General features: G+C 71.6%; 12 protein-coding genes. 9 read left to right on the top strand and 3 right to left on the bottom strand.

All coding sequences use genetic code 11. The features are described 5' to 3' along the window. The first annotated feature begins 29 nt into the window (after nucleotides 1-29). From AQJ64_RS33465 to AQJ64_RS33475, 3 genes are all read left to right on the top strand, one after another. Nucleotides 30-275 (top strand): hypothetical protein, encoded by a 246-nt coding sequence (locus AQJ64_RS33465; protein ID WP_079062099.1) that lies wholly within the window; start codon nucleotides 30-32, stop codon nucleotides 273-275. A gap of 167 nt (nucleotides 276-442) precedes the next feature. Next, complete coding sequence (holA, locus tag AQJ64_RS33470) at nucleotides 443-1,429, top strand: DNA polymerase III subunit delta (RefSeq protein ID WP_206189707.1); 987 nt, start codon at nucleotides 443-445, stop codon at nucleotides 1,427-1,429. A 66-nt stretch (nucleotides 1,430-1,495) separates the two neighbouring features. Beyond that, a complete protein-coding gene (locus AQJ64_RS33475; RefSeq protein ID WP_055634288.1) occupies nucleotides 1,496-1,894 on the top strand; it encodes a nuclear transport factor 2 family protein in 399 nt (132 codons plus the stop codon). A gap of 203 nt (nucleotides 1,895-2,097) precedes the next feature. Here AQJ64_RS33475 and rpsT read toward each other — a convergent pair whose 3' ends face one another. Next, a complete protein-coding gene (gene rpsT / locus AQJ64_RS33480) occupies nucleotides 2,098-2,364 on the bottom strand; it encodes a 30S ribosomal protein S20 (RefSeq protein WP_055634278.1) in 267 nt (88 codons plus the stop codon). Nucleotides 2,365-2,553: 189 nt separating this feature from the next. Between rpsT and lepA the strand changes: the two genes are divergently transcribed. From lepA to hemW, 4 genes are all read left to right on the top strand, one after another. Continuing rightward, complete coding sequence (lepA, locus tag AQJ64_RS33485; protein WP_055634279.1) at nucleotides 2,554-4,422, top strand: translation elongation factor 4; 1,869 nt, start codon at nucleotides 2,554-2,556, stop codon at nucleotides 4,420-4,422. A 199-nt stretch (nucleotides 4,423-4,621) separates the two neighbouring features. Continuing rightward, nucleotides 4,622-6,499 carry an AMP-dependent synthetase/ligase gene (locus AQJ64_RS33490; RefSeq protein ID WP_055634280.1) on the top strand — a complete coding sequence of 626 codons (1,878 nt, stop codon included), beginning with the start codon at nucleotides 4,622-4,624 and terminating at the stop codon, nucleotides 6,497-6,499. 269 nt (nucleotides 6,500-6,768) lie between these two features. After that, nucleotides 6,769-8,649, top strand: coding sequence for a SpoIIE family protein phosphatase (locus tag AQJ64_RS33495; protein ID WP_206189708.1), 1,881 nt, complete (start codon nucleotides 6,769-6,771; stop codon nucleotides 8,647-8,649). A gap of 41 nt (nucleotides 8,650-8,690) precedes the next feature. Further along, nucleotides 8,691-9,923 (top strand): radical SAM family heme chaperone HemW, encoded by a 1,233-nt coding sequence (gene hemW / locus AQJ64_RS33500; protein ID WP_055634282.1) that lies wholly within the window; start codon nucleotides 8,691-8,693, stop codon nucleotides 9,921-9,923. A 30-nt stretch (nucleotides 9,924-9,953) separates the two neighbouring features. On the opposite strand, the gene AQJ64_RS33505 is transcribed toward hemW, so the two are convergent. Next, entirely contained in the window at nucleotides 9,954-10,760 is an 807-nt protein-coding gene (locus AQJ64_RS33505; protein ID WP_055634283.1) for a DUF3097 domain-containing protein, read from the bottom strand. Between the two features lie 42 nt (nucleotides 10,761-10,802). Continuing rightward, entirely contained in the window at nucleotides 10,803-11,519 is a 717-nt protein-coding gene (locus AQJ64_RS33510) for an MBL fold metallo-hydrolase (protein ID WP_059203248.1), read from the bottom strand. 159 nt (nucleotides 11,520-11,678) lie between these two features. Between AQJ64_RS33510 and hrcA the strand changes: the two genes are divergently transcribed. Together hrcA and dnaJ are read left to right on the top strand one after the other, a co-directional pair. Next, complete coding sequence (gene hrcA, locus AQJ64_RS33515) at nucleotides 11,679-12,695, top strand: heat-inducible transcriptional repressor HrcA (protein ID WP_055634178.1); 1,017 nt, start codon at nucleotides 11,679-11,681, stop codon at nucleotides 12,693-12,695. After that, nucleotides 12,696-13,832, top strand: coding sequence for a molecular chaperone DnaJ (dnaJ, locus tag AQJ64_RS33520; protein ID WP_055634179.1), 1,137 nt, complete (start codon nucleotides 12,696-12,698; stop codon nucleotides 13,830-13,832). The last annotated feature ends 53 nt before the right edge of the window (nucleotides 13,833-13,885 follow it).

The following is a 13,885-nucleotide window of genomic DNA, read 5'->3' on the forward strand; positions in this document are numbered from 1 at the left end:
GCATGCCCCGGGTGCCGGAAAATGGCTCCGTGAGCGATGTGAGACATGTGCTGGTGCTGCCCGACCGTGATGCGGCGGAGGAGGTGGCTCAGGCGCTCGTGGACCGGTTCGGGATACGCGAGGAGCCGTTGCTCGTCCGGGACGCGCTGGCGGGTGAGGACGACGCCGAGGACGCGCAGTGGCTGGTGGTACTGCGCGACGAGGAGGGCCGGTTCGAGGCCGCGGAACTGGACGCGTTCGCGGCCGAGTGGGAGGGGTGGCGGGAGGAGCCGTAGAGCGGGGGCGACCGCAACCCCCTCAGGGGCGCGGGGAACTGCGCGACCGGCCACCGGCCACCGGCCACCGGCCACCGGCCACCGTGCACCCGTACCCGTACCCGCCCCGCACGACGCCCGTCGGCACGCGGACCGGGCTGTCAGTGGCTCGTGCGATGCTGTACCCGATGGCCAGGAAGACTGCGAATGACGATGTCCTCGCCCCGGTGACGCTCGCCGTCGGCCAGGAGGACCTTCTGCTCGACCGTGCCGTGCACGAGGTGGTGGCCGCCGCCCGCGCCTCCGACGCCGACACGGACGTACGGGACCTGGCCCCCGAGCAGTTGCAGCCCGGCACTCTCGCCGAGCTGACCAGCCCCTCGCTCTTCGCGGAGCGCAAGGTCGTGGTCGTACGCAATGCGCAGGACCTGTCGGCCGACACCGTCAAGGACGTGAAGGCCTACCTCTCGGCGCCCGCCGAGGAGATCACGCTGGTGCTGCTGCACGCCGGCGGGGTCAAGGGCAAGGCGCTGCTGGACGCCGCCCGCAAGGCCGGGGCGCGGGAGATCGCCTGTCCGAAGATGACCAAGCCGGCCGACCGGCTGGCGTTCGTGCGGCAGGAGTTCCGGGCCACCGGGCGGTCCGCGACGCCCGAGGCGTGCCAGGCGCTCGTCGATGCCATCGGCAGCGATCTGCGGGAGCTGGCCTCGGCGGTGACGCAGCTGGTCGCCGACGTCGAGGGGACGATCGACGAGGCCGTCGTGGGGCGGTACTACACCGGGCGGGCCGAGGCGTCGAGCTTCACCGTCGCCGACCGGGCGGTGGAGGGGCGGGCCGCGGAGGCCCTGGAGGCGCTGCGCTGGTCGCTGGCCACCGGCGTCGCGCCCGTGATGATCACCAGCGCGCTGGCGCAGGGCGTGCGGGCCATCGGCAAGCTGTCCTCCGCGCGCGGCGGCCGGCCCGCCGATCTCGCGCGGGAGCTGGGCATGCCCCCGTGGAAGATCGACCGGGTGCGCCAGCAGATGCGGGGCTGGACCCCGGACGGGGTGGCCGTGGCGCTGCGGGCGGTGGCCGAGGCGGACGCGGGGGTGAAGGGCGGCGGGGACGACCCGGGGTACGCGCTGGAGAAGGCGGTCGTCGCCATCGCGCGGGCCGCCCGCTCCAGAGGACGGTAGGGACTTCCCGGAGGAGAATCGTGCGTATCGGCCCCTGTCGCCCGACAAGGAGAGGTGGCGATCGCCGTGGCTGAACACCCACACGCGAAGATAGTCCGCGAGGGATACGAGGCCTTCCAGCGCGGAGACATGGACACCCTGCGCTCCATGATGACCGGGGACTGTACGCACCACGTCCCCGGCTCCCACCCGCTCTCCGGGGACTACAAGGGGGTGGACGCGGTCCTCAACGACTACTACGGCCGGCTCTACTCGGAGACGGGCGGATCGTTCCGCGTCGAGCTGCGCAACCTGTTCGTGGACGGCCGCGGGCATGTCATGTCCGTGCACCACTTCACCGCCGACCGGGCCGGCAAGCACATCGACGAGACGGGCGGCATCGTCTTCCGGATCATGGGAGACAAGATCACCGACCTCGACGAGTGCGTCGCGGACATGGAGAAGGCGGACCAGTTCTGGATGTGACCGGGAACGCCGAAGGCCCGGCACGCCGAAGGCCCCGGCCCCCGCCCTGGGGAAGGGTGGGAGGCCGGGGCCTTCGGTTCACGACTGTCGAGCCCGTACCCGCGTGGCGAACGCAGGCCGCGTACAGGCTCTGGGTGCCGGTCGGGAGCGGATGAGAGAGGGCCCGCTCTGGGTCCTTCCGGCGATCAGATCAACGAAGGGGTTCAGCCCTTGAGGGTCGCGACCTTGGAAGCCAGCGCCGACTTCTTGTTGGCGGCCTGGTTCTTGTGGATGACACCCTTCGAGACGGCCTTGTCGAGCTGACGCGCGGCAGCGCGCTGGAGCTCGGTGGCCTTCTCGAGGTCACCCGCGGCAGCGGCCTCACGGGCCTTGCGGATCGCGGTCTTCAGGGAGGACTTGACGGCCTTGTTGCGCAGCCGAGCCTTCTCGTTGGTCTTGATCCGCTTGATCTGGGACTTGATGTTCGCCACGAAATAAGCCTCTTCTGATTCCTGGATTCCTTGGTGCCTCGCGCTGAGAGGGCATGAGACACAGCTGCCCACACTACCAGCGGTCCCGAGAATGGCCCAAACCGTCCCCCGGTCGCCGCCCGTGGGACCATGGAGCCTACGTATCGATCCGACCCGAGGCATAAGGCGCCTCAAGAGACAGGACCCTGCGTGCCCGCGACCCCTAACAATGTGCCCGAGCCGAGCCGTACCGACCCGGCTCTGATCCGCAACTTCTGCATCATCGCGCACATCGACCACGGCAAGTCCACGCTCGCCGACCGGATGCTCCAGCTGACCGGTGTGGTCGAGCAGCGGCAGATGCGTGCTCAGTACCTCGACCGGATGGACATCGAGCGCGAGCGCGGCATCACGATCAAGTCCCAGGCGGTGCGGCTGCCGTGGGCTCCCACCCACGACAAGAACAACACGCACATCCTCAACATGATCGACACCCCCGGGCACGTCGACTTCACCTACGAGGTCTCGCGGTCGCTCGCGGCCTGTGAGGGGACCATCCTCCTCGTCGACGCCGCCCAGGGCATCGAGGCCCAGACCCTCGCCAACCTCTACCTGGCGATGGAGAACGACCTCACGATCATCCCGGTGCTCAACAAGATCGACCTTCCCGCGGCCCAGCCGGAGAAGTTCGCGGAGGAGCTCGCCAACCTGGTCGGCTGCGACCCCGACGACGTGCTCCGGGTGTCCGCGAAGACCGGTGTCGGCGTGGACGCGCTGCTCGACCGGGCCGTACGGGACATCCCGGCCCCCGTCGGCGTCAAGGACGCCCCGGCCCGCGCGATGATCTTCGACTCGGTTTATGACTCCTACCGGGGTGTCGTGACGTACGTCCGGGTCATCGACGGCCAGCTCAACAAGCGCGAGCGCATCAGGATGATGTCGACCGGCGCGACCCACGAGCTGCTGGAGATCGGCACCAACTCGCCCGAGATGCTGGCGGCCGACGGCCTCGGCGTCGGCGAGGTGGGCTATCTGATCACCGGTGTGAAGGACGTCCGCCAGTCCAAGGTCGGTGACACCGTCACCAGCCAGGCCAAGGGCGCGACCGAGGCCCTCGGCGGGTACAAGGACCCCAAGCCGATGGTCTTCTCCGGTCTGTATCCGCTGGACGGCTCCGACTACCCGGAGCTGCGCGAGGCCCTGGACAAGCTCCAGCTCAACGACGCGGCCCTGGTCTACGAGCCGGAGACCTCCGCCGCGCTCGGCTTCGGCTTCCGCGTCGGCTTCCTCGGCCTGCTGCACCTCGACGTGATCCGTGAGCGCCTCGAGCGCGAGTTCGGCCTCGACCTCATCGCCACCGCGCCGAACGTGGTCTACCGCGTGGTCATGGAGGACCGCACCGAGCACGTCGTCACCAACCCGAGCGAGTTCCCCGAGGGGAAGATCAGCGAGGTGTACGAGCCGGTCGTGCGCGCCACCATCCTGGCGCCGACCGAGTTCATCGGCTCGATCATGGAGCTGTGCCAGACCCGGCGCGGCACCCTGCTCGGCATGGACTACCTCTCCGAGGACCGGGTCGAGATCCGCTACACCCTGCCGCTCGCCGAGATCGTCTTCGACTTCTTCGACCAGCTGAAGTCCAAGACGCGCGGGTACGCGTCGCTGGACTACGAGCCCACCGGCGAGCAGACCTCCAGCCTGGTCAAGGTCGACATCCTGCTGCACGGCGACAAGGTGGACGCCTTCTCGGCGATCACCCACAAGGACGCCGCGTACGCGTACGGGGTGCGGCTCGTCGCCAAGCTGCGCGAGCTGATCCCGCGGCAGGCCTTCGAGGTGCCGATCCAGGCCGCCATCGGCTCCCGGGTCATCGCCCGCGAGACCATCCGCGCCATCCGCAAGGACGTCCTCGCCAAGTGCTACGGCGGTGACATCTCCCGTAAGCGGAAGCTGCTGGAGAAGCAGAAGGAGGGCAAGAAGCGGATGAAGATGGTGGGTTCCGTGGAGGTTCCGCAGGAAGCCTTCATCGCCGTGCTGAGCAGCGACGACGGCGCGGGCTCCGCCAAGGGCAAGAAGTAGCCCCTCCGACGCCCGGACGACGGGCCCGCCGTGCTGTCGCGCGGCGGGCCCGTTGTTCGTTGTCTGTAGAAAGTGACAGTACGTGGCCCCTTACGTGCCGGGCGGTCGCCCTTTAACCTGATCCCTGCTCGATAGTTACTCGCGAGTTAAACAACAGCCGCAAGAGCCAGCCGCGCCGTCGCGGGCCCCGGAGGATGTCGTGAGCGACACACAGACCCTGATCGAGAACCGTCCGCCGTCCGTCGCGGGCCTCTTCCTGGAGCGCGTGGCCGCCACGCCCGACGCCGAGGCATACCGTCACCCGGTGCCCGCCGCGTCCGGTGCGGGCCCCGACGACTGGAAGTCGCTGAGCTGGGCTCAGGCCGCCGAGCGGGTGTACGCGATCGCGGCCGGGCTCATCGAGCTGGGGGTGCAGCCCGAGCAGCGCGTCGCGCTCGCCTCCGCCACCCGGATCGAGTGGATCCTCGCCGACCTCGGCATCATGTGCGCCGGCGCCGCGACGACCACCGTCTACCCGCAGACCAACGCCGACGAATCGGCGTTCATCCTCTCCGACTCCGAGAGCCGGGTGCTGATCGCCGAGGACGCGGCGCAGGTCGCCAAGGCCGTCGAGAAGCGCGCCGAGCTGCCCGCCCTCACCCATGTGGTGGTCCTCGACCCGGCCGGCGTCGACACCGGGGAGGACTGGATCCTCACCCTCGACGAGCTGGAGAAGCGCGGCGCGGCCCGGCTGGAGAAGGACCCGCAGCTGATCAAGGAGCGGGTCGGCGCGATCACCAAGGACCAGCTCGCCACCCTCATCTACACCTCCGGCACCACCGGCCGCCCCAAGGGGGTGCGCCTGCCGCACGACAACTGGTCGTACATGGCCAAGGCGATCGCCGCGACCGGGCTGATCAGCGCCGAGGACGTGCAGTACCTGTGGCTGCCGCTCGCGCACGTCTTCGGCAAGGTGCTCACTTCCGGCCAGATCGAGGTCGGGCACGTCACCGCCGTCGACGGCCGCGTCGACAAGATCATCGAGAACCTTCCGGTGGTCCGGCCGACCTATATGGCGGCCGTGCCCCGGATCTTCGAGAAGGTCTACAACGGCATCGCCAACAAGGCCCGGGCCGGCGGCCCCGCCAAGTACAAGATCTTCCGCTGGGCGTCCGAGGTCGCCCGCGAGTACGCCAAGGTCACTCAGGACAACTTCCGCCGCACCGGCACCCCGAGCGCCCCCTTCGGCCTCGCCGCCAAGCACAAGGCCGCCGACGCGCTGGTGTACGCCAAGATCCGCGAGGCGTTCGGCGGCCGGCTGCGCGCCTGTATCTCCGGCTCCGTCGCCCTCGCCCCGGAGATCGGCTTCTTCTTCTCCGGCGCCGGTATCCACATCCTGGAGGGCTACGGCCTCACCGAGTCCTCCGCGGCCTCCTTCGTGAACCCCGGCGAGGCCTACCGCACCGGCACGGTCGGCAAGCCGCTGCCCGGCACGGAGGTGCGGATCGCCGAGGACGGCGAGATCCTGCTGCGCGGCCCCGGGATCATGGAGGGCTACCACGGGCTGCCCGACAAGACCGCCGAGGTGCTGGAGGCCGACGGCTGGTTCCACACCGGTGACATCGGCGAACTGTCGCCCGACGGCTATCTGCGGATCACCGACCGCAAGAAGGACCTGTTCAAGACCTCCGGCGGCAAGTACATCGCGCCCACCGAGGTCGAGGGCCAGTTCAAGGCGGTGTGCCCGTACGTCTCCAACATCCTCGTGCACGGCGCCGACCGGAACTTCTGCACGGCGCTGATCGCACTGGACGAGGTGTCCATCCTCGACTGGGCCAAGGAGAACGGGCTGGCGGGCAAGTCGTACGCCGAGGTCGTCGCCGCGCCCGAGACGGTCGCGCTCATCGAGGGGCACGTCGCCGAACTCAACGCCGGGCTCCAGAAGTGGCAGACGATCAAGAAGTTCCGGTTGCTGCCGCGGGACCTCGATGTGGAGCACGGCGAGATCACGCCGAGTCTGAAGCTGAAGCGGCCGGTGGTGGAGCGGGAGTACAAGCACCTCATCGAGGAGATGTACGCCGGTACGCGCGAGGCGTAGCGCCGGGGCGGGGGACCGCATGCGGCTGCCGGTCCGTCGGGGCCGGTCGCGCCCACGCGGCGGGGCCGCATGGTGATGCGGCCCCGCGCCCCTGGCGGTACCGCAGGCGCGTCGCTCGAAAGTCGACCCTGGTTCGTCCCTCATCGAACACGTACGTACACAGCTGAAGCAGTAACCTCTCCCCACCCGATCCCCTTCGGTCACTCACCGCATTTGGCTGGGATCCGTCTGTCACCCTGAGGGCATCCGAACTGCCCGGGGAGCTGCGCATGGGGGCCATTCCGACCCAGCGGGAGACCGTCTTCCCCGGCATCGGTGCGCCGTCGCCCGCGACCCCGCACGCGCCCCCGGTCGCCCGCGCCACCCTGGCCGGCAGCCCCCACGCCCCCGGCGCCGCCCGCGATCTGGTGCGGGCCGCGTTCGCGGAGTGGGGTGACCTTCCCGAACGCCTCGCCGAGGACGTGACCCTCGTCGTCAGCGAGCTGGTCACCAACGCCGTCGTGCACGCCGGCACCGACGTGGACCTGCTGTGCCGGCTGGAGGACGATCCGGAGCAGGGACCCGCGGTCGTCGTCGAGGTCGGTGACCACCACCCCTCCCGTGCCCCGCGCGACCACCCGCCGGAGACGCCGCACGAGACCCCGGAGTACGGCCGCGGCCTGCGTCTGGTCGCCGCGCTCGCCGACGCGTGGGGAGTGACGTACCGCAGGGGCGCGAAGACGGTGTGGGCGCGGCTGCTGCCCGTGGCGCCCGAGCCGTACGAGACCGACGGGACGTACGGTGCCTCGCCCGTCGCGCCCCTCGACCCCCTCCTCGAAGCCCTGGCTCCCGAACCGCGGCCCGCCTGCCGGGGCGGGGACTGGCTGAACCGGGGCGCCCTGTCGTTCCTCGCCGAGGCCTCCGACCTGCTCGCCGGGCAGCTCGACGAGGATCTCGTCGCCGCGCTCAGCAGCCAGCTGCTGGTGCCGCGGCTCGCCGACTGGTGCGGGGTCTGGCTGGAGGACGAGGTCAGCGGACACGGCGGAGGCTGGGGCGAGTGGGCCGGAGGGCCCGGGCCGCGGCTGGCCCGGGTCTGGCACGGCGACGAGGGCCGGATCGAGGAGCTGCGCCGGGCCCTGGAGAAGGATCCGCCGCGCCCCGCGGAACCGCCCCGCTCGGGACCCGAGCACTTTCCCTGGCCCGGCCCGGCGCTCGGCCCGCGCGGCGCCGCCCTCGCCTACCGGCTGATCGCCGGCGGCCGCCCGCTCGGCACCCTGGTCATCGGGCGGGCCGGACCCGGCGCCTTCGCCGACGAGGTCACCGGGCTCGTCGAGGACCTGGGCCGCCGGGTGGCGCTGGCGATCGGCGCGGCCCGCCAGTACGCCCGCCAGGCCACCATCAGCGCCGTCCTCCAGCGCGGTCTGCTGCCCGGCGCCGTCGCCGAGATCCCCGGGGTGCGCAGCGCCCTCGTCCACGAACCGCGCGAGCAGGGCGGCCCGAGCGGCGACTTCTACGACCTGTTCCCGGCGGGCGACGGCCGCTGGTGCTTCGCCATCGGCGACGTCCAGGGCAAGGGCCCGGAGGCGGCCGTCGTCATCGGCCTCGCCCGGCCCTGGCTGCGGCTGCTGGCTCGCGAGGGGTACGGCGTCCCCGACGTCCTGGACCGCCTCAACCAGCTCCTCCTCGACGACGCCACCGAGGCCGCCGACGCCGCCGCCCGCGCCTTCGTCGGCCCCACCGGGCCCGGCGACGGCCCGCAGACCCGCTTCCTGTCCCTCCTCTACGGCGAACTCGCCCCCTTCGAGGGCGGTGTCCGTTGCACCCTCGCCTCCGCCGGGCACCCGCTGCCGCTGCTCCTCGGCCCGGACGGCTCCGTCGCCACGGCCGCGCGCCCCCAGACCCTCCTCGGGGTCATCGAGGACGTGACGTACACCAGCGACGTGCTGGAGCTGCGGCACGGCGACAGCCTGCTGTGCGTCACCGACGGGGTCACCGAGCGGCGCTCGGGCATCCGCCAGTTCGACGACGGCGACGGGCTGGCCCTCGCGCTCGCCGGATGCGTGGGCCTGGACGCCGAGCTGATCGCCGAGCGCATCCGCCGGCTTGTCCACGAGTTCGGCGAGCGCCCGCCGGAGGACGATCTGGCGCTGCTGGTGCTCCAGGCGGAGTGAGCGCGCGGTGAGTGCCGTACCGGTGCGGGACAATGGGGGACATGCCTTCCGCACTTCCCGACGGTGAGCCCGTCCCCGACGACGGCGCGCTCCCGGCGCAGGCGCTCACCGGCGCCGCCGACCGCCCCCTCGGGTTCTATCTGCACGTCCCCTACTGCGCGACCCGCTGCGGGTACTGCGACTTCAACACCTACACCGCCACCGAGCTGCGCGGCACCGGAGGTGTCCTCGCCTCCCGCGACAACTACGCCGACACCCTGATCGACGAGGTCCGGCTGGCCCGCAAGGTGCTCGGCGACGACCCGCGCGAGGTCCGCACGGTCTTCGTGGGCGGCGGTACGCCCACCCTGCTGGCCGCGGACGATCTCGTACGGATGCTGGGCGCGATCCGCGACGAGTTCGGCCTGGCGGCGGACGCGGAGGTGACCACGGAGGCGAACCCGGAGTCCGTGGACCCGTCCTATCTCGCCACGCTCCGCGCGGGCGGCTACAACCGGATCTCCTTCGGCATGCAGAGCGCCAGACAGCACGTGCTGCGCGTACTGGACCGCACCCACACCCCGGGCCGCCCCGAGGCCTGTGTCGCGGAGGCACGCGCGGCGGGCTTCGAGCACGTCAACCTGGACCTGATCTACGGCACCCCGGGCGAGTCCGACGACGACTGGCGGGCCTCCCTGGAGGCCGCGCTCGGCGCCGGGCCCGACCATGTCTCCGCGTACGCCCTGATCGTCGAGGAGGGCACCCAGCTGGCCCGTCGCATCCGGCGCGGGGAGATCCCGATGACCGACGACGACGTCCACGCGGACCGCTATCTGATCGCGGACGAGGTGATGACCGCCGCCGGCTACGACTGGTACGAGGTCTCCAACTGGGCCACCTCGCCGTCGGCCCGCTGCCTGCACAACGAGCTGTACTGGCGGGGCGCCGACTGGTGGGGCGCGGGCCCCGGGGCGCACTCCCACGTGGGCGGCGTGCGCTGGTGGAACGTGAAGCATCCGGGTGCGTACGCGGCGGCCCTCGCGGGCGGCCGCTCCCCGGGGGCGGGTCGTGAGCTGCTCTCGGAGGAGGACCGCAGGGTCGAGCGGATCCTGCTGGAACTGCGGCTGCGCGAGGGCGTACCCCTGGACCTGCTCCGGCCCGAAGGCCTCAGGGCATCGCGCCGGGCACGGTCGGACGGGCTCCTGGAGCAGGAGCCGTACGACGCGGGGCGTGCGGTGCTCACCCTGCGCGGGCGGCTGCTGGCGGACGCGGTGGTGCGGGACCTGGTGGACTGAGAGGGCGCGGGACCCGGTGGGCCGGGAACGTCAGGGCACGGTCACGAAGTCGATCAGTTCCTCCACCCGGCCCAGCAGCTCCGGCTCCAGGTCCTTGTAGGACCCCACCCGCGCCAGGATCGCCTGCCACACCGCCCCGGTGTTCCCGGGCGGCCAGCCCAGGGCCCGGCAGACCCCCGTCTTCCAGTCCTCGCCGTGCGGGACGCGGGGCCAGGCCGTGATGCCCAGGGCGGACGGTTTCACCGCCTCCCAGATGTCGATGTACGGGTGGCCCACGACCAAGGCGTGCTCGCTCGTCACCGACCGCGCGATGCGCCACTCCTTCGTGCCCGGCACCAGGTGGTCCACCAGGACCCCGAGCCTCGCGTCCGGGCCCGGCGCGAAGTCCTCGACGATCGACGGGAGGTCGTCCACCCCCTCCAGGTACTCCACCACCACGCCCTCGATCCGCAGGTCGTCGCCCCACACCTTCTCGACCAGTTCGGCGTCGTGCCGGCCCTCGACGTAGATGCGGCCGGCGCGGGCCACCCGGGCGCGGGCGCCGGGGACGGCGACCGAACCGGAGGCCGTACGGGTGGGACGGACCGAAGCACCCGACGACGGCCGTACGAGGGTCACCACGCGGCCCTCCAGGAGGAAGCCCCGGGGCTCCAGGGGGAACACCCGGTGCTTGCCGAAGCGGTCCTCCAGGGTCACCGTGCCCGCCTCGCAGCGGATCACCGCGCCGCAGAAGCCGGTGCCGGGCTCCTCCACCACCAGGCCGGGCTCCGCCGGGACCTCGGGGACGGGCTGCGGCTTCTTCCAGGGAGGGGTCAGATCCGGCGAGTACTGGCGCATTCGGATGACGATAGGAGAAGCCCCGGCCCGGTGGCGCCCGGATCAGCGCGACACGCCGAAGCGCGCCGCCAGCGCGTCCCGCTGCCGCCGTACGAACGCCGCGTCCACCACCGCCCCGTGACCCGGCACGTACAGCGCGTCCTCGCCGCCGAGGTCGAGGAGGCGGTCCAGGGCCGCGGGCCAGTGGGAGGGGACGGCGTCGGGGCCGGCCTGCGGTTCGCCGGACTCCTCCACCAGGTCGCCGCAGAACACGACCTCCGGGGTGCCGGGCACCAGGACCACGAGGTCGTGCGCGGTGTGCGCCGGGCCCACGTTCGCCAGCAGCACCTGGCGGCCCGCGCCCAGATCGAGGGTCCGCTCGCCGGAGACCACATGGCGGGGCCGGACCAGGGCGTCCGCGGCGTCGGTCGCCGTCGCCTCGTCCAGACCGCACCGCACCGCGTCCGCCCGCAGCTCCTCCGCCGGGACCGTGTCCATGCCCACCGCGCCGAACACCTCCGCACCCGCGAACGCCGCCGCGCCGAACACGTGGTCGAAATGCGGATGGGTGAGCGCGAGATGGGTCACACGCGCGCCGGTCAGCTCCTCGGCCTGCGTCCGCAGCCGCACCCCCTCCGCCAGACCCGACCCGGCGTCCACCATCAGCACCGCGCCCGCCCCGACGACCAGCCCCGCCGTGCAGTCCCAGCCCGGCAGGCGCACCCGCCCGACCCCGGCCGCGACCCGCTCCCACCCCAGCTCTTCCCAAGTCACCGTCATACCGGGACGCTAACGGTAAGCCGTCCGGGCGTCGGCCGACCTTGCCCCCGGTGTACCCCACCGCCGTACACTGGCCGGGGAACGTCTGGCACTCGGAAGCGAAGAGTGCCAGGGCTGACGCCCAGGGGACTGGGGGACGACCACGGGAGGTGTGCGCGGGTGCTGAGTGAACGCAGGCTGCAAGTGCTGCGCGCCATCGTCCAGGACTACGTCGGCACCGAGGAGCCGGTGGGCTCCAAGGCCCTCACCGAGCGGCACAACCTCGGCGTCTCCCCGGCCACCGTGCGCAACGACATGGCCGCCCTGGAGGACGAGGGATACATCGCCCAGCCGCACACCAGCGCCGGGCGGATCCCCACCGACAAGGGCTACCGGCTGTTCGTGGACAAGCTGGCCGGCGTCAAACCGATGACCGCGCCCGAGCGGCGCGCCATCCAGAACTTCCTCGACGGCGCCGTCGACCTCGACGACGTCGTGGCGCGGACCGTACGGCTGCTCGCGCAGCTCACCCGGCAGGTCGCCGTGGTGCAGTACCCGTCGCTGACCCGGTCCACCGTGCGGCACGTGGAGTTGCTGTCGCTCGCGCCGGCCCGGCTGATGCTCGTGCTGATCACGGACACCGGACGGGTCGAGCAGCGCATGGTGGACTGCCCGGCGCCCTTCGGGGAGACCTCTCTGGCGGATCTACGCGCGCGGCTCAACAGCCGGGTCGCGGGCCGCCGGTTCTCCGACGTGCCGCGCCTGGTGGAGGATCTGCCGGAGGCCTTCGAGGCGGACGACCGCGGCACGGTCTCGACGGTGCTCTCCACCCTGCTGGAGACACTCGTCGAGGAGAACGAGGAGCGGCTGATGATCGGCGGCACCGCCAATCTCACCCGCTTCGGACATGACTTCCCTCTCACCATCCGGCCCGTCCTGGAGGCCCTGGAGGAACACGTCGTTCTCCTCAAACTCCTGGGCGAGGCGGGGGATTCGGGCATGACCGTACGCATCGGTCATGAGAACGCCTATGAGGGACTCAACTCCACTTCCGTGGTCTCGGTCGGCTACGGTTCGGGCGGCGAGGCAGTCGCCAAACTCGGCGTGGTCGGACCGACCCGCATGGATTACCCGGGAACGATGGGAGCGGTACGAGCGGTGGCACGGTACGTCGGACAGATCCTGGCGGAGTCGTAAGTGGCCACGGACTACTACGCCGTTCTCGGCGTGCGCCGCGACGCGTCGCAGGATGAGATCAAGAAGGCCTTCCGCCGGCTCGCCCGCGAGCTGCACCCGGACGTCAACCCGGATCCGAAGACCCAGGAGCGGTTCAAGGAGATCAACGCCGCCTACGAGGTGCTGTCGGACCCGCAGAAGAAGCAGGTCTACGACCTCGGCGGCGACCCCCTCTCCCAGGCCGGCGGCGGTGGCGCGGGCGGCTTCGGGGCCGGTGGCTTCGGCAACTTCTCCGACATCATGGACGCGTTCTTCGGTACGGCGTCCCAGCGGGGGCCGAGGTCCAGGACCCGGCGCGGCCAGGACGCGATGATCCGGCTGGAGGTGGACCTCGAGGAGGCCGCCTTCGGCACCACCAAGGACATCCAGGTCGACACCGCGATCGTCTGCACCACGTGCAGCGGCGAGGGCGCCGCCCCCGGCACCACCGCCCAGACGTGCGACATGTGCCGCGGCCGCGGCGAGGTCTCCCAGGTGACCCGGTCCTTCCTCGGCCAGGTCATGACCTCCCGCCCCTGCCCCCAGTGCCAGGGCTTCGGCACCATCGTCCCGAACCCCTGCCCGGAGTGCGCGGGCGACGGCCGGGTGCGCTCCCGGCGCACGCTCACCGTCAAGATCCCGGCCGGTGTCGACAACGGCACCCGGATCCAGCTCGCGGGCGAGGGCGAGGTCGGCCCCGGCGGCGGCCCCGCCGGTGACCTGTACGTCGAGATCCACGAGCTGCCGCACTCCACCTTCCAGCGGCGCGGCGACGATCTGCACTGCACGGTCACCATCCCGATGACCGCGGCGTCCCTCGGCACCAAGGTGCCGCTGGAGACGCTGGACGGCCTGGAGGAGGTCGACATCCGGCCCGGCACCCAGTCCGGCCAGTCGATCCCGCTGCACGGCCGGGGCGTCACGCATCTGCGCGGCGGCGGCCGGGGCGACCTCATCGTCCACGTCGAGGTCATGACCCCGACCAAGCTCGACCCCGAGCAGGAGCGGCTGCTGCGCGAGCTGGCCAAGCTGCGCGGCGAGGAACGGCCCCAGGGGCAGTTCCAGCCGGGCCAGCAGGGGCTGTTCTCCCGCCTGAAGGACGCCTTCAACGGTCGCTGAGCGGCTGGATCACCTCAGGACGAGGCCTGAATTCGGCGTGGTTCGGAGGACGT

The sequence above is a fragment of the Streptomyces griseoruber genome (assembly GCF_001514205.1).
GTDB lineage: Bacteria > Actinomycetota > Actinomycetes > Streptomycetales > Streptomycetaceae > Streptomyces > Streptomyces griseoruber.